The sequence below is a fragment of the Nonomuraea harbinensis genome (genome assembly GCF_019396385.1).
Lineage (GTDB): Bacteria > Actinomycetota > Actinomycetes > Streptosporangiales > Streptosporangiaceae > Nonomuraea > Nonomuraea ferruginea.
Window position 1 is genome coordinate 43,121 of the sequence record NZ_JAHKRN010000041.1, and the last position, 21,977, is coordinate 65,097.

The window sequence follows — 21,977 nt, forward strand, 5'->3', positions numbered from 1 at the left end:
TCAGGCCCAGACCGGGCGGGCGCCGCGGATGTTGAGCATGACCGAGTACAGCGACGTGGTCGCGGTGATGAAGACCCGGTTGCGCTTGGGCCCGCCGAAGACCAGGTTGGAGACGCTCTCCGGCAGGTTGAGCCTGCCGAGGAGCGTGCCGTCCGGGTCGTAGCAGTGCACCGAGGATCCGACGGCGGCCCACACGCGGCCGCCGTCGTCCAGGCGCAGGCCGTCGAAGCCCTCCTTGCCGTCGTGCGCGGCGAACACCCGGCCGCCGGTGAGCGTGCCGTCGTCGCGCACGTCGAAGACCCGCAGGTGGCGCTCCTGGGTGTCGGCGACGAAGAGCCTGCTCTCGTCGAGGTCGAAGGCGAGGCCGTTGGGCCTGGCGAAGTCGCCGGCGACCATCTCGGTCGCGCCGGTGCCCGGGTCGATCCGGTAGACGTGGCAGCCGTCGATCTCCTGCTCGGCCCGGTGTCCCTCGTAGTCGCCCAGGATGCCGTACGGCGGGTCGGTGAACCAGATCGACCCGTCGGAGCGGACCACGACGTCGTTGGGGCTGTTGAGCCGCCTGCCCCGCCAGCTGTCGGCCAGGGTGGTGACCGAGCCGTCGTGCTCGGTCCTGGTCACCCGGCGCGCGCCGTGCTCGCAGGAGATGAGCCGGCCCTCACGGTCGAGGGTGTTGCCGTTGACGTAGCCGGACGGCTGACGGAACGGGCCGACGGCGCCGGTCTGCTCGTCCCAGCGGAGCATCCGGTCGTTGGGGATGTCGCTCCACACCAGGAAGCGGCCCGCCGGGAAGTAGACCGGCCCTTCGGCCCAGCGGGTCCCACGGTGGAGGCGTTCGAGGTTTCTGTCGCCGCGGACGGCCGCGATGCGCTTGTCGAACGCCTCGAAATCGACGGGAATGAGCTCCACGAGGACGGCCTCCGGGGGATCGGCTGCCCGACAGGGGTGGAGCTATGGGGATTCGAACCCCAGACCTCTTCCATGCCATGGAAGCGCGCTACCAACTGCGCCATAGCCCCTTGCGGATGCGTCGCCAAGTGTATCCGAATCCGGGGCCGCCCGTGTCATGTGTCAGGGCGAGGTGACGGTGGTGCGCATGGTGAGCGACTGCTCGCCGGTCTCCAGCGTGACCGTGACCTCGCCCAGCTCTCCCGTGCTCCGCACGTGGGTGCCGCCGCACGGGATCGACGCCTCGCCGCCGGGCAGGGCGCAGTGCCAGGTGCGGCGGGCGGTGAGCCCGGGGCCCGGCACGTCGATCCGGACCGGCGCGTCAGCCGCCACCCACGCCTTCAGCCGGGCGGCGACCTCACGCGCCGTCTCCTCGGGGTCCAGCCCTTCGGCGGTGAACCCCTTCTTGCGCAGCGACTTGCCCAGCCGGTACGCGTCGACGCTCCCGTACGGGGAGATCCGCGAGGTGGTGATGGCGCTCTGGTCGAAGTCGGGGTTGCCGAGCCGGTCGCGCGCGGGCTCCTTGCGCCAGTGGCCGGCCAGGGCGGCGTTGAGGGCGAGCGCGGCCAGATGGCAGGCGGTGTGCCCGGCCGAGAGCGCGGCCCGGTGCGCCGCGTCGACCTCCAGGCCGACCTCGGCGCCCACGTCCAGCGGGGTCTCGGTGACGTGCACGACCAGCCAGTCCCAGCCCTCGGCGCCGCGCCGTACCGGGATGTCGCCGCCCAGGACGATGTCGCCCCCGGCCGGGCGGGCGCCGGTCACGCAGTCGAGCACCGGCAGCCCGCCGATGGTGCCCCGGTCGGCGGGCTGGTCGGGCCAGGTGTGGTCGAGGGGGTGGAACGGGGTCTCGGTGACGATGAGGCCGTGCCGCTCCCCCACCGGCACGGCCTCGACGATCGTGGAACGGCCACTGACATGACCGTAGGGAAAGGTGACGACTGTCGAATTCACGGACGTCATCCTGGCAGAGACACCCGCCGCTCGTCCTCCACATACCGGTCACGGCCCGCGTACAGGCCCGTGAACAGCTGCGCGACCAGCACGGCGAAGATCAGCAGGTACGGGAGCGTCCACCCGCCGCCCACCTCGCGCAGCACGCCGACGAGCAGCGGGCCGGCGCCGGCGATGAGGTAGCCGGCGCTCTGCCCGAACGCCGACAGCGACGCCGTGGTCTCCGGCGTGCGGGTGCGCACGGCGAGCATGGTGAGCGCCAGCGGGAACGAGCCCATGCCGGCCGCCACCAGCACCACCCACACCGGCGCGGTGGAGGCGGGTGCCAGCCACAGCCCGAGGAAGCCGGCCGTGTACGCGACCACCAGGCCGACCACCACCGGCCGCTGGTCGCGGAAGCGGGCGGCGACGAGGGGGACGAGGAGCGAGACGGGGATGTTCAGCGCGGTGAAGACGCCGAGGATCACGCCCGCCTGGCTCACCGTGTAACCGCCCTCGGTGAGGATGGTGGCGAGCCAGCCGAACATGATGTACGCGATCATCGACTGGGTGCCGAAGTAGACGGCGATCGCCCACGCCAGCCTGCTCCGCGCCATCCGGCGCAGGCCGCCACCCGGCCGGCCGTCGCCCCGCTCAGGCTCACTGCGCAGGAGCGCGAGCCACGGGATGGCGGAGACCGCGGCCAGCGCCGCCCACACCCCCAGCGCCACGTGCCAGTCACCCGAGGCCTGCTCGATCGGCACGGTGGCCGCGGCGGCCAGCATGGTGCCGACGGCCAGCGAGGTGGTGTAGACGGTGGTCATGACCCCGGTACGGGCCGGGAAGTGTCGCTTGATCAGCGTCGGGATGAGCACGTTGCCGACGGCCCCGCCCGACAGGGCGACGGCGCTGCTGGCCAGGAACACCGGCGCGGAGTCGACCAGGACCCGCACCAGCATGCCCGTGCCCAGCGTGACCAGGGCGAGCAGGAGCAGCCTGTGCTCGCCGACGCGGCGGGCCAGCGTGGGCGTGATCGCGCCGACGGTGGCGAAGGCCAGCACCGGCAGCGTGGTGAGCAGGCCGGTGCCGACGCTGGACATGCCGAGCGCGGCGGCGAGCTGGTCGAGCAGCGGGCCGACGCTGGTGACGGCGGTGCGCAGGTTCAGCGCGGCCAGGACGATCCCCAGCACGAGGAGCCAGGCGAGAGGGCCGGTTCTGGGCCGGGCCTCCTGAGTGAGCACGCTCATGCCGGACGGAATCCTCCACTCATCAAGTCATGGGATGAATCGACAGGATAACAGTTACAAATGAGACATCTATTCCACGGGCATGGCAAAGCCCCCGAAACATCGGGGGCTTGCGGGGGAACGGGGACGTTACAGAACCGGCCGGGGGCCCTGGGGCGGCTCGTTGCGCGGCGGGACGGGGCCGGGAGGCGGGAGCGTGCCGGGGTCCTGGGGGAAGCCGGTGTCGCCGCCGACCGTGCCGGGCGGGACCGGGCGGTCGCCGCCGCCGAGCGCGGAGCCGTGCTGGTGCGGGCCGGGGACGTCGCCCCGCCACGCGCCGGTCTCGCCGCCGCGCCCCTCGATGTACTCCTTGAAGCGCTGCATGTCGCCCTTGACGCGCGCCTGGACGATGTTGAGCCAGTCGCCGGCCTTCTCCACGAACCCCTCGGGGTCGTACTCCATCTGGAGCTGGACCCTCGCGGTCTCCGGGCCGAGCCGGTGGAAGGTGACGACGCCGGCCTGGTGCGGCCTCTCGACCGACCGCCAGGCGACGCGCTCGTCGGGGTGCTGCTCGGTGATCTCGGCGTCGAACTCCCGCTTGACGCCGGCGATCTCGGTGATCCAGTGGGTACGCGTGTCCGTGACCTGCTTGATGGACTCCACGCCCTCCATGAACTCGGGGAAGCTCTCGAACTGGGTCCACTGGTTGTACGCGACCCTGATCGGAACGTTGACCTCTACGGCGTGCTCGATCGTACTCATGGGACTCGTTGCTGCCCGGGCACGCGCGCGCCTAACGTCGGCGCCACAGCCAGTAGAGGCCCACGAGCGGCAGTACGAGCGGAATGTACAGGTAGCCCCTGCCATAGCCCGACCAGACGGTCTCGTCGGGGAAGGCGGCCGGGTCGAGCAGACTCACGGTGCCGATGACGAGCACCCCGGCCAGCTCGATGAGGAGCGCCGCCAGCGCGAGCCGCCTCGCGCCGCGCGCGAGCGCGACGGTGAGCAGCAGGTAGACCAGCGCGGCGAAGGCCGACAGCGAGTAGGCGAGCGGCGCCTCGCCGAACCTGGTGGCGATCTGCACGGCGGCCCGGGCTCCGGCGGCCAGCGCGAACAGCCCGTAGAGGGCGAGCAGCGCCCGGCCGGGGCCGGAGCCGATGCCGGTGGTGGTCACGCCACGCCCTGCCAGATCTGCAGCAGCCGCCCGGTCATCACCGCGATCGCGAACCCGGCCACGACCAGGATGGCCGGACCCCAGCGGCTGCGCTCGGCGAGCCCGAGGAACACCCCGGCGGGCGGGATGAGCGCCTCGGCGATCAGGTAGCCGTAGATCGTGACCGTCTCGCCGGACGGCCCCTCGCCGCCGGCCAGCGCGGCGATCACGAACCCCGCCTGCACCAGGACCGCCACTTCGAGCAGGACGAACCCGGCCAGCAGGATCACGCCCATGGGCCGGTCGCGGATGGCGGTGATCAGGCTCGCCAGCGCCAGCAGCAGCGCGCCGACGATGACGATCGTGGCAACGGTGGTGTTCATCGCAGCACAGGTTATCGCCCGCCCGGGCCGGTTCCCGATCCCGTCCGGCGCCCTCGGCCCGCTGCCTAGGATCGGAGGTATGGAGAGGATCCTCGTCAGCGCGTGCCTGATGGGCCGCCGGGTCCGCTACGACGGCGGCGCCAAGACCAGCTCCGACGAGCGGCTGACGGCCTGGCGGCGCGAGGGGCGGCTGGTGGCGTTCTGCCCTGAGGTGCAGGGCGGGCTGCCCGTGCCGCGGCCGGCCGCCGAGATCGAGGGCGGCGCGGGCGGGGCGGCGGTGCTGGACGGGCGGGCCCGCGTGCTGGCCGCCGACGGGTCCGACGTGACGGCCGAGTTCCTGGCGGGGGCGCGGGCCGCGCTGGCCGCCGCCCGCGACGCCGGGGCCCGGCTGGCGGTGCTGAAGGAGGGCAGCCCGTCGTGCGGCACGCTGGCCGTGTACGACGGGACGTTCACCGGCCGTCGCGCCGCGGGCCGGGGCGTGACCACGGCCCTGCTGGAGCGCCACGGCATCCGGGTGTTCGGCGAGGACCACGTCGAGGAGGCGGCCGCCTGCCTGGACGCCCTGGAGTCCTCCGGCGAGGCCGGCTCCGCCTTCCTTCCGGGTCCTGGGTGACGGGCCGGGCGGGGATGCGTCCCGCCCGGCCCTCCGGTTCACTGCCGGGTGATCACCACGTCGTCCACCGCCGCCTCGACCAGGCTCGCGGTGCCCGCGTCGGCCGCCTCGACGACGACGCGCACGGTCTGCCCGGCGAAGGCGGAGACGTCGGCGGTGGCGGTGGCCCAGGCCGCGTCGCGGTCGACGGCCGCGCCGAGCCGCTCCACCACGGTCGCCGTGGTCGTGCCGACGACCCGTACCCGGAAGAAGTCGGCGCTGGTGGCGTTGCTGCCGTGGGCCAGGTACCACGACAGCGACAACCGGAGCTGGCCGCTTGTCGGGAGCGTGATCGCCGGCGACCTGACGGTGGTCACGCCGCCGTCGATGTCGTACGCGCCGGCGCTCGAACCCGCGAGCGGGCCGGTGACCAGGGCGTTGACGCCGCTCGTGGTGGTGCCGAGCTGCTTGGGGCCGCTGGAGTCGGTGGCCTGCGGGTCGCCGCGCTCCCATACGCCGGTGGTGGCGGTGTCGGTGCCGCCGGGGTTCACCGTCCAGCCGGTGGCGGTCTCGAAGGTGTCGGACCAGACGGGCTGCGGCTGCTCGGCGGTGGCGAGGGTCCAGACGGCGTGCGCGACGGCGTCCGTGTTGCGGTCGAGCGCGGTGTCGCTGATGTTCGCGGTGGTGTCGCAGGAGCGGTGGTAGCAGGGGTCGAACTCCTGCCCGGCGGTGCCGCCCCAGAGCTGCGCCTGGGCGCTGGACTTGATGCCCTCGGCGCCGGTGAACGTGCCGCCCGCCGGGATCCCGGCGCTGATGAACGGCCCGTAGTCGGAGCGGCCGTCGAAGTCGGTGCCCCGGGTGGGCACGCCGATGCCCGCGAAGTAGCTCTGCAGGACCTGCTCCAGCTCGGCCGACCCGGCAGGGCCCGGTCCCGCCCCGGTGCCGTCGGAGTCGTCGCCGTCGTAGATGAAGTAGCCGGCGTTGGGCGAGCCGACCATGTCGAAGTTCAGGTAGCCGCCGATCCTGGCGCGCTCGGCGGCGGGCAGGTTGTTCACGTAGTAGCGGGAGCCGCGCAGCCCCAGCTCCTCGGCGCCCCACCAGGCGAAGCGCAGGTGCCGGTTCGGCTGCAGCCCCTGGCGGGCCACCTCCAGCGCGACTTCGAGGATGGCGGCCGAGCCCGAGCCGTTGTCGTTGATGCCGGGGCCGGCGGTCACGCTGTCGAGGTGGGCGCCGACCATGAGCACGTCGTCCATGTCGCCGCCGGGCCAGTCGGCGATGACGTTGTAGCCGGTGGCGCCGTTGTAGGTGAACGACTGGAGGGTGGTGGCGTAGCCGGCGGCGTTGAGCAGGTTCCTGACGTAGTTGGCGGAGGCCAGGTAGCCGGGCCTGCCGTGCGCCCGGTTGCCGCCGTTGGCGGTGGCGATGGACTGCAACTGGCTCAGGTGGGCCTTCACGTTCGACAGGGGGATGTCGGGAGCGGCGGCCGCCGCCGCGGCGGGCGCGGTCAGGGCCAGTGGGACGGCGAGCACGACGGCGCAGAGCGCCGGGAGTAACTTCACGGGGTCCTCCGTGGGGGGTGAGAGGGGGAGCGGCGTGGTGCGCCGCTCCCCCGCCGGAGCGTCGGCCGGTGACGGTTACCGGCTGACCTGGTGGTTGTGCCCGTGGTACGGCGCGCCGCGCAGTTGGAGCGGCGCCCCGGCGTTCGTGCGGGCGGTCGTGCCGCCCGGCAGGCTGCGGTCGTAGGCGTAGGTCACCGCGGAGTGCACGATGGCTCCCGTGTTGACCAGCAGCGCCTCGGTGCTGACGTTGTCGATCGTGTCGCAGGCCCGGTGGTAGCACGGGTCGTAGGCGACTCCCGCCGTGCCGCCGTACTTCGCGGCCTCCTCCTCGGTCTTCACGCCCTCGGCGCCGGTGAACAGGCCGCCGGACGGGATGCCGGCCTCGATGAACGGCCCGTAGTCGGAGCGGCCGTCGAAGTCGGTGCCGCCGTGCGGCAGGCGCAGCGCGTCGAAGAACCGCTCGAACGTCGCCTCGATCTCGTCGGAGCCGGGCGGGCCCGCGGGCGCGCCGGTCGCGTCGGAGTCGTCGCCGTCGTAGATCTTGTACGCGTAGTTCGGCGAGCCGATCATGTCGAAGTTCAGGTACAGCTTGATCTTCGCGCGCTCCGCGGCCGGCAGGTTCGCCACGTAGTACTCGGAGCCGATCAGGTTCAGCTCTTCCGCGCCCCACCAGGCGAAGCGCAGCTTGTTGACCGTCGGCAGCTTGGCCATGAGCAGGGCGGTCTCCAGGATGCCCGCGCTGCCGGTGCCGTTGTCGTTGATGCCGGGGCCGGCGGTGACGCTGTCCAGGTGCGCGCCGAACATGACGACGTTGCCCGGGTTACCGCTCCGGGAGTCGGCGATCACGTTGTAGGTGGTGCGGGTCTCGCTCTCGGTGTCGGTGGCCAGGCGCACCACGCTGGTCGTGGCGGCCAGTTCGGCGCCGATCTCGAAGCCGGTGCCGACCACCGGGATGGTGACCGTGGGCACGCCGAGGGTGCCCTGCAAGGTCGCGGTGCGGCCTTCCTGGCCCTCGTTGAAGATGATCACACCGGCGGCGCCCGCGGCCTGGGCGTTCTCCGCCTTGACGCGGAAGTCACAGCTGCCGCGCTGGATCAGCGCGATGTTGCCGGGCGTGAAACCGGCGAAGTCCGCCGGCTCGCAGCCGGAGGTCGAGCCCGGCTGGGCGGGCGGCGGGATCTGCAGGTCCACGTTCTGCACGGTCGCGGTCACGTCCCCGGCGCCGGAGTACGTCATGGTCGCGAACTCGCCGACCACGCTCCCGTCCGGCGGGGTCGGAGTGTACGTGCGCGGATCGGGTGAGATCCGTTGCATGGTGGCCGTGGAGTTCTGCATGAAGAACGGGAACTCGAACGGCTGGATCGTGACCTTGTAACCCGCCTGGCGCAGCTTGCCCGCCACGTAGTCGCGCGAGGCGTCGTAGCCGGGCGTGCCCGAGGCGCGGGTGCCCCCGTTGGCGTCGGCGATCCTCTGGAACGCCTCCAGGTGCCGGACGACAGGCTTGGCCTTGACCGATCTGGCCAAGGCCGTCGGATCGGGATCCGCCTGTGCCGGGGTGACGAGGGCGACAGGAAGGGCGAGGGCCACTGCCAGGGTGCCGGCTCGGGCCACGCCCTTGGGGAGGTGGAAGCGCATTCGGCTCCTCCGCAAGGAATCTGGTTGGGACTGTCTCCCCCGATTCAAGTCGCGCTGGAACGTTAACCAGAGCACGGCACCCTGAAAAGACCCAGATATGCGATTTTCAGCCCACTACGTCGTCCTTGGCTGAATCCACGTTGGTCTTCAGCTCCTCCATCACCTCGGCGTACCCCAGGTAGCTGTACCGTTCGGCGGCACGCCACGGGTAGACCTGACCGGCCTTGACCGCGGGCAGCTCGCTCCAGGTCGGCTTCTTCGCCATCTCGCCGGCCTTCATGGACTGGGCCCTGGCGTCCACCAGGATCACGTCGGCCTCGTACTTGTCGGCGTTCTCCCAGCTCAGCACCTCCCAGAAGCCGCCCTCGCTCTCCGTCGGACCGGCCGGGGAGACGACGTCGAGGCCCAACTCCTTGAAGTAGGCCAGGTCAGGGTGGTCGGGCAGGTACGCGACGTACAGGTTGTCGGGGGTGGCCGTGACGACCATGACCTTCAGCCCCGGCCTGGCGGCGGCGGACTCCTTGAGCTGGGCACTCGCGGCCTCGAAGCGGGACTTGGCCTCGGCGACCGGCGCGGCGTCCAGGTCGGCGCCCAGCGCGGCGGCCAGGCCGGCGTAGCGCTCGATGACCTCGGTGAGCTTCTTGCCGCCGAGCAGGACGCCGAGCGTCGGGGCGACCTGCTCGATGGCGTCCGCCGACTCCTCGGGCACGTACCAGAGCGAGTCCTTCAGGTACATGCCCGAGACGAGCAGGTCGGGCCGGACCGAGATGAACTTCTCGACGTTGAACTCGCCCCACGTATTGCCGATCGACTCCACGGCGGCGATGTCGACCTCGCCCACCTCGGGGTCGCGCCCGCCGTCCTTGAGCCGGTGCGGGCCGAACACGGCGACCGGGCGCACGCCGAAGTCCCACAGCGCCGCCGCGGAGGCGGACTGGGCCACCACCCGCTCCGGCCGCTGCGGCAGGGAGATCTTCTTGCCGCGGTCGTCCGTCCAGGTCCAGGCTTCCTGCGCGGAGGCGGACGGCGCGGACGCGGGCGGCGCCTCCGTCCCGCCGCACGCGGCGGTTCCCAGCAGAGCGGCTACGGCGAGGGTGACGAGTCCCCTACGCGGGACAGTGGGCATGGGGACTCCTCCGGATTTACCGATCTGTGGTCCGTATATTAGCTTAGCCTTACCTAACCCGAAAGGTCTCCCGTGCACTCCCCGCGGAACCCTAAGATCGAGCGCAGGGGGTGAGCCGCCGATGCTCCGGGCGATATTCAAGACCGAGGCAGGCAGCACCACGCTGCTGCTCGCCGCCACGATCGTGGCCATGCTCTGGGCCAACTCGCCGTGGGGCGACACCTACGAGGCGTTCTGGCACATCCCGGTCGGGCTCACGTTCGGCGACGCCACGTTCTCCCTCGATCTGCGCCACTGGGTGAACGACGGGCTGATGGCGATCTTCTTCTTCGTCATCGGCCTGGAGATCTCCTACGAGATGCGCCTCGGGCAGATGCGCGACCGCCGGCTGGTCGCCGTGCCGGCCCTCGCCGCGCTCGGCGGGCTGGTCGTCCCCGCGGGCATCTACCTGATGCTCAACGCGGGCGGGCCCGGCGCCGTCGGCTGGGGCGTGCCGATCGCCACCGACACCGCGTTCGTGCTGGGCCTGCTCGCCGTGGTGGGGGCGCGCTGCCCCGACCCGCTGCGGGCCTTCCTGCTCACGCTGGCGATCGTGGACGACGTGCTCGCCATCATGATCATCGCCATCTTCTACACGGCGAGCCTGTCCGTCCCCGCGCTCGTCACCGCGGTGCTGCTGCTCGCCGCGATCATGCTGCTGCGGTGGCTGCGGATCTGGCGCGCGCCCGCGTACATCGTGCTCGGCTTCGCGCTGTGGGTGGCGACGCTGGAGAGCGGCGTGCACCCGACGCTGGTCGGCATCGCGCTCGGCGTGCTGGTTTTCGTGTACGCGCCCAGCGACCGGAAGCTGATCAGGGCCGGCGAGGCCGTGCAGGAGCTGACCTACGCGCCCAACCCGCGGGCGGCCGTGGAGGCGACGCGGCTGGTGCGCATGTCGGTCTCCGTGAACGAACGGCTGCAGCTGCTGCTCCACCCGTGGAGCAGCTACGTGATCGTGCCGATCTTCGCGCTGGCCAACGCCGGCATCCGGCTCGACAGCGAGACCCTGAGCGCGGCGATGACCTCGCCGATCTCCATCGGCGTGGCGCTGGGCCTGCTCGCCGGCAAGCTCCTCGGCATCACCCTCGGCACCTGGCTGCCGCTCCGGCTCAACTGGGGCGTCCTGCCGGGCAACCTGGTGTGGGGCCAGGTGCTGGGCGGCGCGGCGGTGTCCGGCATCGGGTTCACGGTCTCGCTGTTCATCGTGGAGCTGGCCTTCGAGGACCCGCTGCTGATCAGCGAGGCCAAGATCGGCATCCTCGCCGGGTCGATCGCCTCGGCGCTGCTCGGCTGGATCATCTTCAAACTGGCGTGGAACCGGGGCGGCGTGTGCGCCCCTCCGGACGCCGCCGCCGAGCCGGAGGAGGAGCGGCCGGAGCTGCTCAGCACGCCGGTCGGCCCCGACGACCACGTGCGCGGCCCGGCGGACGCCGCCGTCACCGTGGTCGAGTACGGCGACTTCGAGTGCCCCTACTGCGGGCGGCTGCACCCGATCCTGGAGGAGCTGCGGCGCCGCCGCCCCGACGTGCGGTTCGTGTTCCGCCACTACCCGCTCCGCGACATGCACCCGCGCGCGCTGGCCGCCGCGCTGGTGGCCGAGGCGGCCGGCCGCGACGGCCGGTTCTGGGAGATGCACGACAAGCTCTACGCCGCCCAGCGCGCGCTCGCCGACGCCGACCTCGCGCGTTACGCGGCCGAGCTGAAGGTCGACCTGTCGGCTCCGATCGCCGCCCGCGCCGCCAGGATCGAGCGCGACGAGCGATCAGGCCGGGAAAGCGGGGTACGAGGCACCCCGACCCTGTTCATCAACGGCGTACGCTACCGAGGCAGGCTGGACCTCGCACCGATCATCGAAGCGGTGGAGAAGGCACGCCCCGCCGCCGCCCCCGGGAAAAAGACCCCCTGACGGATGGAGATCTCCGGCATGGCCTCTTCGAACCTTCTCAACGTCCTGCTCGCGATCCTGTCCTGCGCGGTGCCGGGCATCGGCGTCGTGGTCACGGCCATGGGCCGGCGGACCCACGGACGCGCGGCGGTCATCGGCCTGCTGGGCTGCGTCGCGCTGCTGCTGGAGGGCCTGCTCCGGCTCGGCCAGACGATCTTCCTGCGGACCATCGTGGAGACCGTCGGCCTCCGCGAGGCGGGCGGCGTGCTGGCGTTGCTGGGGCTGGTCTCGTTCGTGCTGGCGACGACCGGCGTCGGCCTCCTGATCTGGGCCGTGGTAGCCCGCCGCACCCCGCAGCCCGCCGCCCCGGGTTGGCAGCAGCCGCAGCCCGGCCCCCAGCAGGGCTGGCAGCAGCAGCCCCCGGCCGGCCCGCACCAGAACCCGCAGGCGGGCCCGTACCAGAACCCGAACCCCGGGCCCTACCAGAACCCGCAGGGCTGGCAGCAGCCCCCGACCTGACCGATCCGGATGGGACGAAGGCGGCAGATGTGACAATCTTGGAGCACACCCCGCCTCCGAAGGGCATCATGAATCCAGAGCAGCCCGGCGGTCCCGAAGGGGACATGACGATCAGGCGTCGCTGGGACGGCCCGGCCCCGCCCCCGCCGCGGCGGCAGGCGACGCCCCCGCACCCCCTCCCGCCGCCCGCGAACGCGGCGCCCCTGTTCCCCCAGCCTCCGCGCATGCCGCCGCCGGAGGACAACCGGACGCAGCGGCTGGACTACACGCCGGACCTGCTGCCCGACGTCGCCTACGAGACCAGGAGGTCCCGGTCGGGCTGGTGGTGGCTGTTCGCGGTGGGCGGCGTCCTGCTGCTGGTGGTGGCGCTGGCCGCAGCCGTGCTGCTGTCGGCCAACTCCTAGGCCCTGGTGAAGTCCATCGTCCAGTTGGTCTCCCAGGTCCGCTCGCCGTCGGCCGAGAGCGCCTGCTCCCACCGGCAGGCGTCCGGCCCGAGCACGGTCCACAGGAACCGGGAGCGCACCGGCGTCCCCTCGTGCAGTTCGTCGGCGTAGAACCGGCCGCGGTCGCCGTCGAAGCCGCCCACCATGGGCGGCAGGTCGAGCGTGCCGGTGCGGCTGCTGGACCAGTAGATGGACCACAGCCGCGTGGCCAGCTCGTACAGCCGCAGCGTCAGCCCGCTGTAGCCGAGGGTCGGGAAGTGGATCTCGTCGAAGTTGGCGGCGCCGCCGAAGTGGCGGGTGCTGGTCGAGACGCCCGGGAACTCCTCCCAGTCGTCGCTGCCGGCCAGGCGCTTGACCAGGCGGCGGTTCGCCACGTTCCAGGTGCCGGCGAGGAAGTCGAAGTCGTTCATGCGGAGACGGTAAGGGCGGGTCGCTGACATGTAGTGTCAGTGATGTGCGCGCCTCCCGCCTCGTCTCGATCCTGCTGCTCCTGCAGACACGGGGCCGGATGACGGCCAGGGAGCTCGCCGAGCGGCTGGAGGTGTCGGTCCGCACGATCTACCGCGACGTGGACTCGCTGCACGCCGCCGGCATCCCGCTCTACGGCGACGCCGGGCCGAGCGGCGGCTACCAGTTGCTCGACGGCTACCGCACCAGGCTGACCGGGCTGACCGCCGACGAGGCCGAGTCGCTGTTCCTGGCCGGGCTGCCGGGCCCGGCGGCCGAGCTGGGGCTGGGCGCCGTCGTGGCGGCCGCCCAGCTCAAGCTGATGGCGGCGCTGCCGGTGGAGCTGCGCGACCGGGCCGGCCGCATCCAGGAGCGCTTCCTGCTGGACGCCCCGGCTTGGTACCGGGATCCGGAGCCGGTCACCCACCTGCCGGCCGTGGCCGAGGCGGTGTGGAACGAGCACCCGCTGCGGGTCCGCTACCGCCGCTGGCGGGCGCCCCAGGAGGTGGAACGCCGGCTGGAGCCGTACGGGCTGGTGGTCAAGGCCGGGCGGTGGTATCTGGTGGCCCGCTGCGGCGAGGGCGTGCGCACCTACCGGGTGTCGCAGATCCTGGAGCTCCACCCGCTGCCCGGCCGGATCACCCGCCCGGCGGGCTTCGACCTGGCCGCCCACTGGCAGGGCTACCTGGCGGAGTTCGAGGCCAGGCTGCGCCGGGGCGAGGCGGTGGTCCGGCTGTCGCCGTCCGGCCTGGAGCGGCTGCGCGACCTGATGACGCCCGGCGTGGTCGCGGCAGCGAAGGAGACGGCCCAGCCGCCGGACGAGGAGGGCTGGATCACGGTGACGCTGCCCATCGAGTCCGTCGGGCACGCGGTGGCCGAGTTCCTCAGGCTGGGCGCCGACGCCGAGGTGGTCTCCCCTCCGGAGCTGCGCGAGCGGGTCGCCGCCACCGCCGAACGGATCGTCCGCCGCTACCGCGGCTGAACCAGCCGCATCACGTGGAACCGCCGGGTGACCTCGTACCCGGCTCTCGTGTAGAGGGTCCCCGCCGGGCCGGTCTCGCCGGTCCACAGGAACCACGACCCGTGCAGCCCCTCGGCCCGCATCCCGGTCATGGCCGCGTGGAGCAGGATCTTGCCGAGCCCGGTGCCGCGTTCGGCGGGGTCCACACCGAACGGCCCGAACCGCTCAGGGATCCCCCGGTACGCCCCGTACGCCGCGAACCCCACGACGCGCTCCCTCACCGCGACGAGCAGCCGCCCCCGGTCGCCCATCCTCCTGATCGCCTCGCCCCAGTCGGGATTGAACACCCCGGCCGCGAACCTGATCAGCTCCGGCAGCTCCCCATCGGCCGGCGCCCGGAACGCGTACCCCTCCCGCTCCCGCGCCGCCCGCAGCTCCCGCACCTCGTCCGGCATCGTGTAGCCGACGAGCGTCCGGTCCATGGCCACCGGCGTGTACAACGTCCGGAAGCCCAGCCTCTCCAGCAGCCGGTACGCGTCCGGATAGACCGCCGCGTCCACCCCGGGCAGCACGTAGTTGGGCGTGTACGGGGCGAACTCGACTGTCGTGCGCCCGTGCCGCGCCAGGAACGCCAGCGCCTCCTCCACCAGCCGCCGCCCCAGCCCGCGCCCCCGATGCTCCGGCGCCACGAAGAAGAACGGGATCCACCCGATGCCCGGCTCCAGATCGGTCGACGGGGCGAGCGGAACCAGCCTGCGCACCCCGTACGCGCACCCGGCGAACTCCCCGCTGACCACGGCCACCCGCAGCCCCTCGGGGTCGAAGTTGGGATCGAGCAGCACGCAGTCACGCAGCCGGCCGGACGTCGTGGGGTCGGCGGGCATCCCACGGTTCCAGGCCGCCACGAGCGGCCCCTCATCCCCCGCGGCGAACCCCCGGACCGTGGTCGTCGGATTGATCACCCGGCCATGCTGCCAGAAGGCGGGCCGCCGTCAGACCCGGGTCGGCAGCGGGCCGCCGTGGCAGGTCATCGCGTCGCCGAAGGCGGTGAGCAGATCCACCTCGCCCCCCTCGGCGTCCGCGTACGCCCGGTGCAGGTTGAGCACCAGCCGCTCGGCGTCGTCCCACGCGGCGAACTCGCCCAGGTCGGCCCCCCGCGCCGCCGCCAGGGGAGTGAGCCCGTGCTCGCGCCCCTTCCGCGCGACGTCGAGCACGAGCCGGTAGTAGCGCTCGTGCGCCGCGAGGATCCCCGGCAGCGACGCCGCGTCCGCCAGGGACCCGTGCCCCGGCACCACGTGCTCGGCCCCGAACGCCGCCAGCCACTCCAGCGACTCCAGCGCACCCCGTACGGACCCCATCATCACCAGCGGCGTCAGCCCGTTGAAGATCAGGTCGCCGGTGAACAGCACCCGCTCCTCGGGCAGCCACGCCACCACGTCGCCCGGCGTGTGCGCCGCGTACCCGGGGTGCCGCAACTCGACCCGCCGCCCGCCCGCGAACACGGTCACCTCGCCGCGGATCGCCACGTCGGGCACCCGCCGCGTGACGTTCCCCCAGTCGGGCACCGGCGTCCAGAACGGCGGGCACCCGTCGATGACGAAGTCCGCCAGCAGCGCCTCCCGCATGGCCTCGTGCCCGAACAGCACGGCGGCCTCGGGAAGCAGGCTGTTGCCGTACGCGTGATCGCCGTGCTGATGGGTGTTGACCGCCAACCGCACCGGCACGCCCCCGGTGGCCTCGTCCAGCGCCTCCAGGAACCGCCTGGTCCGCTGCTCGGTGGCGCACGTGTCGACCACGAGGACGGCCCCGTCACCGGCGACGGCGCCCGCGTTGTTCACCCACCAGGTCCCGTCCGGCTGCACCCACGCGAACACCCCGTCCACGACCTGACGCAACCGCGGCTCCGCGACCGGCTCGCCCATGTCTCCTCCTGCCGACAGCCCTCCCTCATACTCCCCCGCCCGCCGCGGTTTCGCTGGCGTACGGGGCGGTCCATGAGGCAAAGTGAAACAGCGTTTCCCTCAGGAGGTCGTGACGTGCGTTATGTGATCATCGGTTGCGGCAACGTCGGCATGGAGCTGGCCCGCCGCTGGACCGCCGCGGGCCACCGGGTGACCGGCACCACCACCACGCCCGGCCGCGTCGGCGAGCTCCGGGAGGTGTGCTCGGACGTGGCGGTCCTGCGGGGCAGCGACCGGGCGGCCGTCCAGCGGGTGGTCGAGGAGGCCGACGCGGTCGTCCTGACCGTGAGCCCGCGCCTGACCCGTTCCTTCGACGCCGCCCAGCGGGTCGCCGAGTACGCGGACACGCTGACCGCCAGCGCCCGCACCGCCGTCGAGACGCATCCCCGCGTGGTCTTCACCAGCTCCGTGTCCGTCTACGGCGCCGGCACGGGAGCCGTGGTGGACGAGGACACGCCCGTGACCGGCGATCCCGACGCCTCCCCGCGCAACTTCGCCGCCGCCGAGGCCGCCGTGCTCGCCACGGCCGGCGGGGCGGTCGTGCGCATCCCCGACGTGTACGGGCATCCGCGTGACATGGACTACCCGGCGCGGGTGAAGCTCGCCCACGAGATGCTGGGCGGGAGCGTCCCCTTCTCCGCCGAGGCGCTGCTCTACCGGATCGACTACAGGGACGCGGCCGCCGCCCTCGGCTTCGTCGTCGGCGAGGGACTGACGGGGATCTACAACGCCGTCCCCGATGCCGTCGCGCCCCGGACGAACGCGGAGGTGTTCGGCGAGATCTGCGCCGCCGGAGGGTGGCCGCCGCTGACCTTCCGCGGCGAGATCAGGACGCCGGCCGTGCCGGTGAGCTCGGCCAGGCTCCGGGCGGCGGGATTCGCGTTCGCCCACTGAGGCCGGAGACACGAAAATGCCCCGCCGTTAGGGCGGGGCATCGTCTGTGGAGCTATGGGGATTCGAACCCCAGACCTCCTCCATGCCATGGAGGCGCGCTACCAACTGCGCCATAGCCCCTGATCACCGCTCGCGAGCGGGCCTCCGAGAGCATATAGCCATCCCGGCGATTCGCCTAATCGCACGCCCGTACCCGGAACGGCGAAAGAGACAGCCGCCCGCGTGACGCGAGCGGCCGCTCACGCCGGTTGGCGCCCCTCGGCGTCGGGGCTGTCGTCGCTGCTGATCGGCTCGGGGAGGGTGCCGGCGTTGTGCTCCAGCAGGCGCCAGCCGCTGCGCCCCTCGTGGAGCACGGACCACGAGCAGTTGCCCAGCCCGCCGATGGCGGACCACAGCTCCAGCGGCAGCCTGAGCAGCTCGCAGATGCCGAGCCGCAGCGCCGCGCCGTGGGAGGCCACGACGAGCAGCCCGTCGTCGTCGAGCTTGGCCGCCCAGCGCCGCATGGCGGCGGCGACCCGGACGGCGACGTCGGTCACGGCCTCGCCGCCGGGGGCCTCCCAGGCGACGTACTCGCGCGGCCAGCGTTCGGCGATCTCCTGGCGGGTCAGGCCCTCCCACTCGCCGCCGCCCCGCTCGCGGAAGTCCTTGTCGACGGCCACCTCGATGCCGGTGACGCGGCCGAGGGCGAGGGCGGTGTCGTTGGCCCGCCGGAGGTCGGAGGACACGATGAGAGTCGGCCGCAGCGAGGCGAGCAGGGACGCCGCCCTGGCCGCCTGGGCCTGGCCGGTCTCGTCGAGCGGGATGTCGGAATGGCCCTGGAAACGGTGTTCGACGTTCCACAGGGTCTGCCCATGACGGAGGCAGACGATGCGTCTGCTCAAGTGCGGGCCCTTTGGATGTTGGCCTGCATGACGCTCTCCGGCAGGGAAATGGCCGGGCAGTCCTTCCACAGCCGCTCCAGGGCGTAGAAGGTGCGGTCTTCCTCGTGCTGGACGTGCACGACGATGTCCATGTAGTCGAGGAGGACCCAGCGGCCCTCGCGCTCGCCCTCGCGGCGCACCGGTTTGGCGTCGGCCTCGGTGCGCAGCCTCTCCTCGATCTCGTCGACGATGGCGCGGACCTGGCGGTCGTTGGTGGCGGAGCAGAGCAGGAAGGCGTCGGTGATGACGAGCTGCTCGCTGACGTCGTAGGCGAGGATGTCTTCGGCCAGCTTGTCGGCGGCGGCCTCGGCGGCGATGCGCACGAGCTGGACGGCGGTGTCAGATGCTGTCACGGTGCGGGTCGGACCTCCTGAGTCGGCAACATGCCCTATATGGAGGGTACCCGTTACGGCCGTCCTGCCCCACGTACGGCACTACTTCACTCGTGCGAGCGGTAGAGGTCGCGCTTGTTGATGTACTGGACGATCCCGTCGGGCACGAGATACCAGATCGGCTCCCCTTTGGCCACGCGCTGCCTGCACTCCGACGACGAGATGGCCAGCGCCGGGATCTCCAGCAGCGTCACCCTGCCCTCGGGCAGCCCGGGGTCGTGCAGGTGGTGCCCCGGCCTGGTGCAGCCGACGAAGTGGGCCAGCTGGAAGAGCTCGTCGGCGTTCTGCCAGTCGAGGATGGCGCCGAGCGCGTCGGCGCCGGTGATGAAGAACAGCTCAACCTGCGGCCCGTAGATCTCCGAGATGTCGCGCAGGGTGTCGATGGTGAACGTGGGCCCGGGGCGGTCGATGTCCACCCTGCTGACGGAGAAGCGCGGGTTCGACGCGGTCGCGATGACGGTCATCAGGTAGCGGTCCTCGGGCGCGGACACCTCGCGCTCCGACTTCTGGTACGGCCTGCCGGTGGGCACGAACACGACCTCGTCGAGCTCGAAATGATGGGCCGCCTCGCTGGCGGCGACCAGGTGCCCGTGGTGGATCGGGTCGAACGTGCCGCCCATGACTCCCACGCGTCGCTTCCCCTGCATACCAGGCGCGTTCATCATGAAACGGACCTTACGCGGAAGCCTCCACAAGACATCACGGCACCCCCCTTCACGATGGCCGCGCATACCTCCCGTCGCGGACGTAGCATGCCGGGCATGACGACCACCCCGGACCGCAGCCGCGTCCAACTGCCCGGCATCTCGTCCCGTGCCTACGAACACCCCGCAGACCGGTCGGCTCTGGTCGCTCTGCGCAAGTTGAGCGGGTTCGACACGGTTCTCAAGCAGATGTCCGGCCTAGTCAGCGAGCGGCGCCTTCGCCTCATGTACCTCGCCTCTGCCGTGCGGGTGAGCGAGACCCAGTTCCGCTCCCTCTACGACATGGGCCGTGACGCCGCCTACGTCCTCGACCTGCACCGGATCCCGGAGATCTACGTCCAGCAGGACCCGCAGGTCCAGGCCAAGGCCATCGGCTTCGACGACCCGTTCATCGTCGTGACCACCGGCCTGCTCAACCTCATGAACGAGGAGGAGCAGCGCTTCGTCATCGGCCACGAGACGTCCCACATCCTGTCGGGCCACGCCGTCTACCGGACGATGCTCGACATCCTCACCCGCCTCGCGGCCCGCGTCGCCTGGATCCCGCTCGGCTACATCGGCCTGCGCGCGATCGTGGCCGGCCTGGAGGAGTGGTACCGGAAGTCCGAGCTGTCCTCCGACCGCGGCGGCCTGCTCACCGGCCAGGACCCGGAGGCCGCCAAGCGCGCGCTGATGAAGCTCGCCGGCGGCGACTACACGCACGAGATGAACATCGAGGCGTTCCTGGAGCAGTACGCCGAGTACGACACCGCCGGCGACCTGCGCGACGGCTTCCTCAAGGTGCTCAACCTGCTCGGCACCACCCACCCGTTCGCCGTGGTCCGCGTGGCCGAGCTCGACAAGTGGCAGCGCAGCGGCGAGTACGACCGCATCATCGGCGGCGACTACCCGCGCCGCGAGGACGACCCCAACGCCCGCGTCAGCGAAGAGGTGAAGGCCGCCGCCGAGTCCTACCGCAGGTCCTGGTCGGAGTCCCAGGACCCGTTCATCGGCGTGCTCCGCGACGTGGCCGAGGGCGCGGTCAACGCCGGCGAGCGGATCTTCAACCGGTTCGCGCGCCGCGACGGCTGACCGTCACAGCAGCAGGGCGATCGCGCGCACGGCAGCCGCGCACAGGGCGACGAACCCGCCCAGCACGGCCAGTGCGCGCAGCCCTTCCCTGCGCAGCTCGGGCAGCCGGGCGCCGACCCGCTCGATCTCGCGCCCGGTGATGCCGCCGCACAGCATGCCGAACACCACGGCGGCGGCGGTGACCGGAGCGGGCTGCTGCCACCAGGTCGAGTCGATGTGACCGCCGCCGGTGATCCACAGCGCTCCGCCGGCCGCGACGGCCACGGGCGCCCCCGGCCAGACGGCGGCGCTGGCCAGCGCTCCGGACAGCGCGAACGGAAGCGTCACCGCCCTCATGGTGGCCCGCAGCCACCCTTCGGCGTGGTTGCGCACCATCCAGTGGCTCATCCACAGCGCCCTGGTCAGCACCACGAACACGGCCGTGATGCCGATGGAGGCGATCGGCCACATCACCGACGCCACCACGCACGGCACGGCCAGGATGGCGAGCAGCAGCAGCGCCGTGTTCCCGGCAGGCAGCGTGGTGGTCCCTTCGGCCCTGCTCTTGACGCCCTTGGCCACGCTCTGCGTCCTCGTGCGGGTCCGCGCCGCCGTCTGCGCCCTGGCCCGCACGGCGCCCTCGCCGCTCCGCCCGCGCCCCGCGGCCGTCTCCACGGCCCGCCGCCCGGCGCCATCACCGGCCCTGCCCCGCCCCCCGGTCCCGGCGGCCGCGGCCCCCGTCGCGGCCACAGCCTCACCCCGCCCGCGCCCGGTCGTCCCGTCGCTCTTCCCGCGCCCCGCGGCCCCGTCGGCCCGCCCACGCCCGGCGGCCCCGTCGGTCTTCCCATGCCCCACAGCGCCGTCGGCCCGCCCGCGCCCGGCGGCCCCGTCGCTCTTCCCCCGTCCCGCGGCGCCGTCAGCCCGCCCACGCCCGGCGGTCCCGTCGGCCCGGCCCCGGCCCGTCCCCTCGTCCGCCGCGCGCCCGCGCGGCGCGGGCACCTCTCCGGCACGCCCCCGCGCCCCGTCGGCACGCGCAGCCGCCTCACCCGTACGAGACCGCGACGGCGCACTGTCAGCCGAACGCCCGCGCGCCCCCTCCGCACGCGCGGCCACCTCACCCGCACGGGACCGCGGCGGCACGCTGTCTCCCGAACGCCCGCGTCCTCCCTCAGCACGCGACGCCGCCCCTTCACCTGTGCGGGACCGAGGCGGCACGCTGTCGCCTGAACGCCCGCGCGGCGCGGGCACCTCTCCGGAACGCCCCCGAGCCGCCGGCTCGGAGCCACGGCCGCGGGGCGACGGGACGTTGCCCCCGGGGCGCGAGGCGTCCCCCGGCTCACCGGCGCCGGCGTCCGGGTCGTCGAGACCGCTCGCCTTGACCAGCCGGGCCAGCCGGTCGGCCAGCAACGCGGCGGTGGGCCGCTTGCGCGGCTCCCGGTTGAGCGCCGCCCGCACCAGCGGCAGCAGCTCCACCGGCACGCCCTTGAGGTCCGCCTGCCCGTTGAGCACCGCGTACATCTGCGCCTCGGCGGTCCCCCGCCCGAACGCGGGCCGTCCGGTCGCCGCGAACGCCACCGTCGCCGCCCACGCGTGCACATCGGCGGGCGAGTCGACCTGCTCGTCGGCGAAGATCTCCGGGGCGGTGTAGCCGGGGGTGCCGAGGAAGGTGCCGGTCAGGGTGAGCCGGGTGGCGTCGTGCACCTGGGCGATGCCGAAGTCGATGAGCACCGGCCCGCCGGCGCCCATGATGATGTTGGCCGGCTTGAGGTCGCGGTGCACCACCCCGGCGGCGTGGATGATGGCCAGGGCCGCGGCGATGCCCTGCGCGAGCCGTACCAGCTCCGCCAGGTCGAGGGCCCCGTCCTGGCGCACCCGCTCCAGCAGGGTGACACCCTCGATGTGCTCCATCACCAGATAGGGACGGTCGCAGGACAGGTCGGCGTCGAGCACGCGCGCGACATAAGGGCTCTCGACCCGGCGCAGTGCCCGGACCTCGCGTTCGAGCCGGATGCGTGCGGCGTCGTTCTCGGTCAGGTCGTGCAGGACCTTGACCGCGACGCGCTCGCCACGGCGGGCGCTGGCGAGGTAGACCTCGCCCATGCCACCCCGGCCGAGCCTCTCGAGCAGGGTGTACGGCCCGACCTTGCCGAGCTTGCTCACCGTCCCTCCCCGCTCGGCGCGCCCATAAGGGACACAACCCTAGCGCTGTGAAA

At 72.6% G+C, this 21,977-nt stretch carries 23 protein-coding genes and 2 tRNA genes; 7 read left to right on the top strand and 18 right to left on the bottom strand.

Features of this window, described 5'->3' with window-relative positions:
* From KME79_RS32525 to KME79_RS32555, 7 genes are all read right to left on the bottom strand, one after another.
* Positions 1–906 (bottom strand): SMP-30/gluconolactonase/LRE family protein, encoded by a 906-nt coding sequence (locus tag KME79_RS32525; protein ID WP_219548621.1) that lies wholly within the window; start codon positions 904–906, stop codon positions 1–3.
* Positions 907–943: 37 nt separating this feature from the next.
* Positions 944–1,016: transfer RNA gene (locus KME79_RS32530), tRNA-Ala, on the bottom strand.
* A gap of 52 nt (positions 1,017–1,068) precedes the next feature.
* Positions 1,069–1,896, bottom strand: coding sequence for an alanyl-tRNA editing protein (locus KME79_RS32535; protein ID WP_308249132.1), 828 nt, complete (start codon positions 1,894–1,896; stop codon positions 1,069–1,071).
* Positions 1,897–1,901: 5 nt separating this feature from the next.
* Entirely contained in the window at positions 1,902–3,122 is a 1,221-nt protein-coding gene (locus KME79_RS32540; RefSeq protein ID WP_219548625.1) for a CynX/NimT family MFS transporter, read from the bottom strand.
* Between the two features lie 129 nt (positions 3,123–3,251).
* Entirely contained in the window at positions 3,252–3,863 is a 612-nt protein-coding gene (locus KME79_RS32545) for an SRPBCC family protein (RefSeq protein WP_219548627.1), read from the bottom strand.
* A gap of 31 nt (positions 3,864–3,894) precedes the next feature.
* Positions 3,895–4,275 (bottom strand): hypothetical protein, encoded by a 381-nt coding sequence (locus KME79_RS32550; protein ID WP_148029998.1) that lies wholly within the window; start codon positions 4,273–4,275, stop codon positions 3,895–3,897.
* A complete protein-coding gene (locus KME79_RS32555; protein ID WP_219548629.1) occupies positions 4,272–4,637 on the bottom strand; it encodes a hypothetical protein in 366 nt (121 codons plus the stop codon). The genes KME79_RS32550 and KME79_RS32555 overlap by 4 nt, the downstream gene beginning before the upstream one ends.
* Before the next feature lie 79 nt (positions 4,638–4,716).
* On the opposite strand from KME79_RS32555, the gene KME79_RS32560 reads away from it, so the two are divergent.
* The gene (locus KME79_RS32560; protein ID WP_219548630.1) at positions 4,717–5,250 is read left to right on the top strand and encodes a 2-thiouracil desulfurase family protein; all 534 of its coding nucleotides are present in this window, start codon (positions 4,717–4,719) and stop codon (positions 5,248–5,250) included.
* A gap of 38 nt (positions 5,251–5,288) precedes the next feature.
* Here the strand turns inward: KME79_RS32560 and KME79_RS32565 are convergent, their stop codons facing one another.
* From KME79_RS32565 to KME79_RS32575, 3 genes are all read right to left on the bottom strand, one after another.
* A complete protein-coding gene (locus KME79_RS32565) occupies positions 5,289–6,788 on the bottom strand; it encodes a M28 family metallopeptidase (protein WP_219548631.1) in 1,500 nt (499 codons plus the stop codon).
* 75 nt (positions 6,789–6,863) lie between these two features.
* Positions 6,864–8,423 (bottom strand): M28 family metallopeptidase, encoded by a 1,560-nt coding sequence (locus tag KME79_RS32570; protein WP_219548632.1) that lies wholly within the window; start codon positions 8,421–8,423, stop codon positions 6,864–6,866.
* Between the two features lie 106 nt (positions 8,424–8,529).
* Positions 8,530–9,549, bottom strand: coding sequence for an ABC transporter substrate-binding protein (locus tag KME79_RS32575; protein ID WP_219548633.1), 1,020 nt, complete (start codon positions 9,547–9,549; stop codon positions 8,530–8,532).
* A gap of 121 nt (positions 9,550–9,670) precedes the next feature.
* Here KME79_RS32575 and nhaA point away from each other — a divergent pair, with 121 nt between their 5' ends.
* The 3 genes from nhaA (at position 9,671) to KME79_RS32590 (ending at position 12,396) form a co-directional block, all read left to right on the top strand.
* Positions 9,671–11,494: a Na+/H+ antiporter NhaA gene (gene nhaA / locus KME79_RS32580; protein ID WP_219548634.1), complete on the top strand. Its 1,824-nt coding sequence runs from the start codon at positions 9,671–9,673 to the stop codon at positions 11,492–11,494.
* Positions 11,495–11,512: 18 nt separating this feature from the next.
* Positions 11,513–11,992, top strand: a complete 480-nt coding sequence (locus KME79_RS32585; protein ID WP_219548636.1) for a hypothetical protein — start codon at positions 11,513–11,515, stop codon at positions 11,990–11,992.
* A gap of 104 nt (positions 11,993–12,096) precedes the next feature.
* Entirely contained in the window at positions 12,097–12,396 is a 300-nt protein-coding gene (locus KME79_RS32590) for a hypothetical protein (RefSeq protein WP_219548638.1), read from the top strand.
* Here KME79_RS32590 and KME79_RS32595 read toward each other — a convergent pair.
* Positions 12,393–12,845 carry a hypothetical protein gene (locus KME79_RS32595; RefSeq protein ID WP_219548640.1) on the bottom strand — a complete coding sequence of 151 codons (453 nt, stop codon included), beginning with the start codon at positions 12,843–12,845 and terminating at the stop codon, positions 12,393–12,395. The genes KME79_RS32590 and KME79_RS32595 overlap by 4 nt on opposite strands.
* Positions 12,846–12,889: 44 nt before the next feature.
* Between KME79_RS32595 and KME79_RS32600 the strand changes: the two genes are divergently transcribed.
* Positions 12,890–13,864 (top strand): helix-turn-helix transcriptional regulator, encoded by a 975-nt coding sequence (locus KME79_RS32600; protein ID WP_219548642.1) that lies wholly within the window; start codon positions 12,890–12,892, stop codon positions 13,862–13,864.
* On the opposite strand, the gene KME79_RS32605 is transcribed toward KME79_RS32600, so the two are convergent.
* On the bottom strand, positions 13,852–14,805 hold the full coding sequence (locus tag KME79_RS32605) for a GNAT family N-acetyltransferase (RefSeq protein WP_219548644.1): 954 nt from the start codon (positions 14,803–14,805) through the stop codon (positions 13,852–13,854). The two genes, KME79_RS32600 and KME79_RS32605, sit on opposite strands and share 13 nt — an antisense overlap.
* A 30-nt stretch (positions 14,806–14,835) precedes the next feature.
* Positions 14,836–15,765: an MBL fold metallo-hydrolase gene (locus tag KME79_RS32610; protein WP_219548645.1), complete on the bottom strand. Its 930-nt coding sequence runs from the start codon at positions 15,763–15,765 to the stop codon at positions 14,836–14,838.
* A gap of 114 nt (positions 15,766–15,879) precedes the next feature.
* Here KME79_RS32610 and KME79_RS32615 point away from each other — a divergent pair, with 114 nt between their 5' ends.
* The gene (locus tag KME79_RS32615; protein ID WP_219548646.1) at positions 15,880–16,698 is read left to right on the top strand and encodes an NAD(P)-binding domain-containing protein; all 819 of its coding nucleotides are present in this window, start codon (positions 15,880–15,882) and stop codon (positions 16,696–16,698) included.
* A gap of 47 nt (positions 16,699–16,745) precedes the next feature.
* Here KME79_RS32615 and KME79_RS32620 read toward each other — a convergent pair.
* The 4 genes from KME79_RS32620 to nadD all read right to left on the bottom strand — a co-directional run bounded on the left by KME79_RS32620 (position 16,746) and on the right by nadD (position 18,675).
* A tRNA-Ala gene (locus KME79_RS32620) sits at positions 16,746–16,818 on the bottom strand.
* A gap of 119 nt (positions 16,819–16,937) precedes the next feature.
* Positions 16,938–17,579 (bottom strand): histidine phosphatase family protein, encoded by a 642-nt coding sequence (locus KME79_RS32625; protein ID WP_219548647.1) that lies wholly within the window; start codon positions 17,577–17,579, stop codon positions 16,938–16,940.
* On the bottom strand, positions 17,576–17,971 hold the full coding sequence (gene rsfS, locus KME79_RS32630) for a ribosome silencing factor (protein ID WP_148029984.1): 396 nt from the start codon (positions 17,969–17,971) through the stop codon (positions 17,576–17,578). Before rsfS ends, KME79_RS32625 begins: the two co-directional genes overlap by 4 nt.
* 86 nt (positions 17,972–18,057) lie before the next feature.
* Entirely contained in the window at positions 18,058–18,675 is a 618-nt protein-coding gene (nadD, locus tag KME79_RS32635) for a nicotinate-nucleotide adenylyltransferase (RefSeq protein WP_148029983.1), read from the bottom strand.
* A 96-nt stretch (positions 18,676–18,771) separates the two neighbouring features.
* Here nadD and KME79_RS32640 point away from each other — a divergent pair, with 96 nt between their 5' ends.
* Positions 18,772–19,785, top strand: coding sequence for a M48 family metallopeptidase (locus KME79_RS32640; protein ID WP_148029982.1), 1,014 nt, complete (start codon positions 18,772–18,774; stop codon positions 19,783–19,785).
* A gap of 3 nt (positions 19,786–19,788) precedes the next feature.
* Here KME79_RS32640 and KME79_RS46595 read toward each other — a convergent pair whose 3' ends face one another.
* Positions 19,789–21,924, bottom strand: a complete 2,136-nt coding sequence (locus tag KME79_RS46595) for a serine/threonine protein kinase (protein ID WP_219548648.1) — start codon at positions 21,922–21,924, stop codon at positions 19,789–19,791.
* Positions 21,925–21,977: the final 53 nt, after the last annotated feature.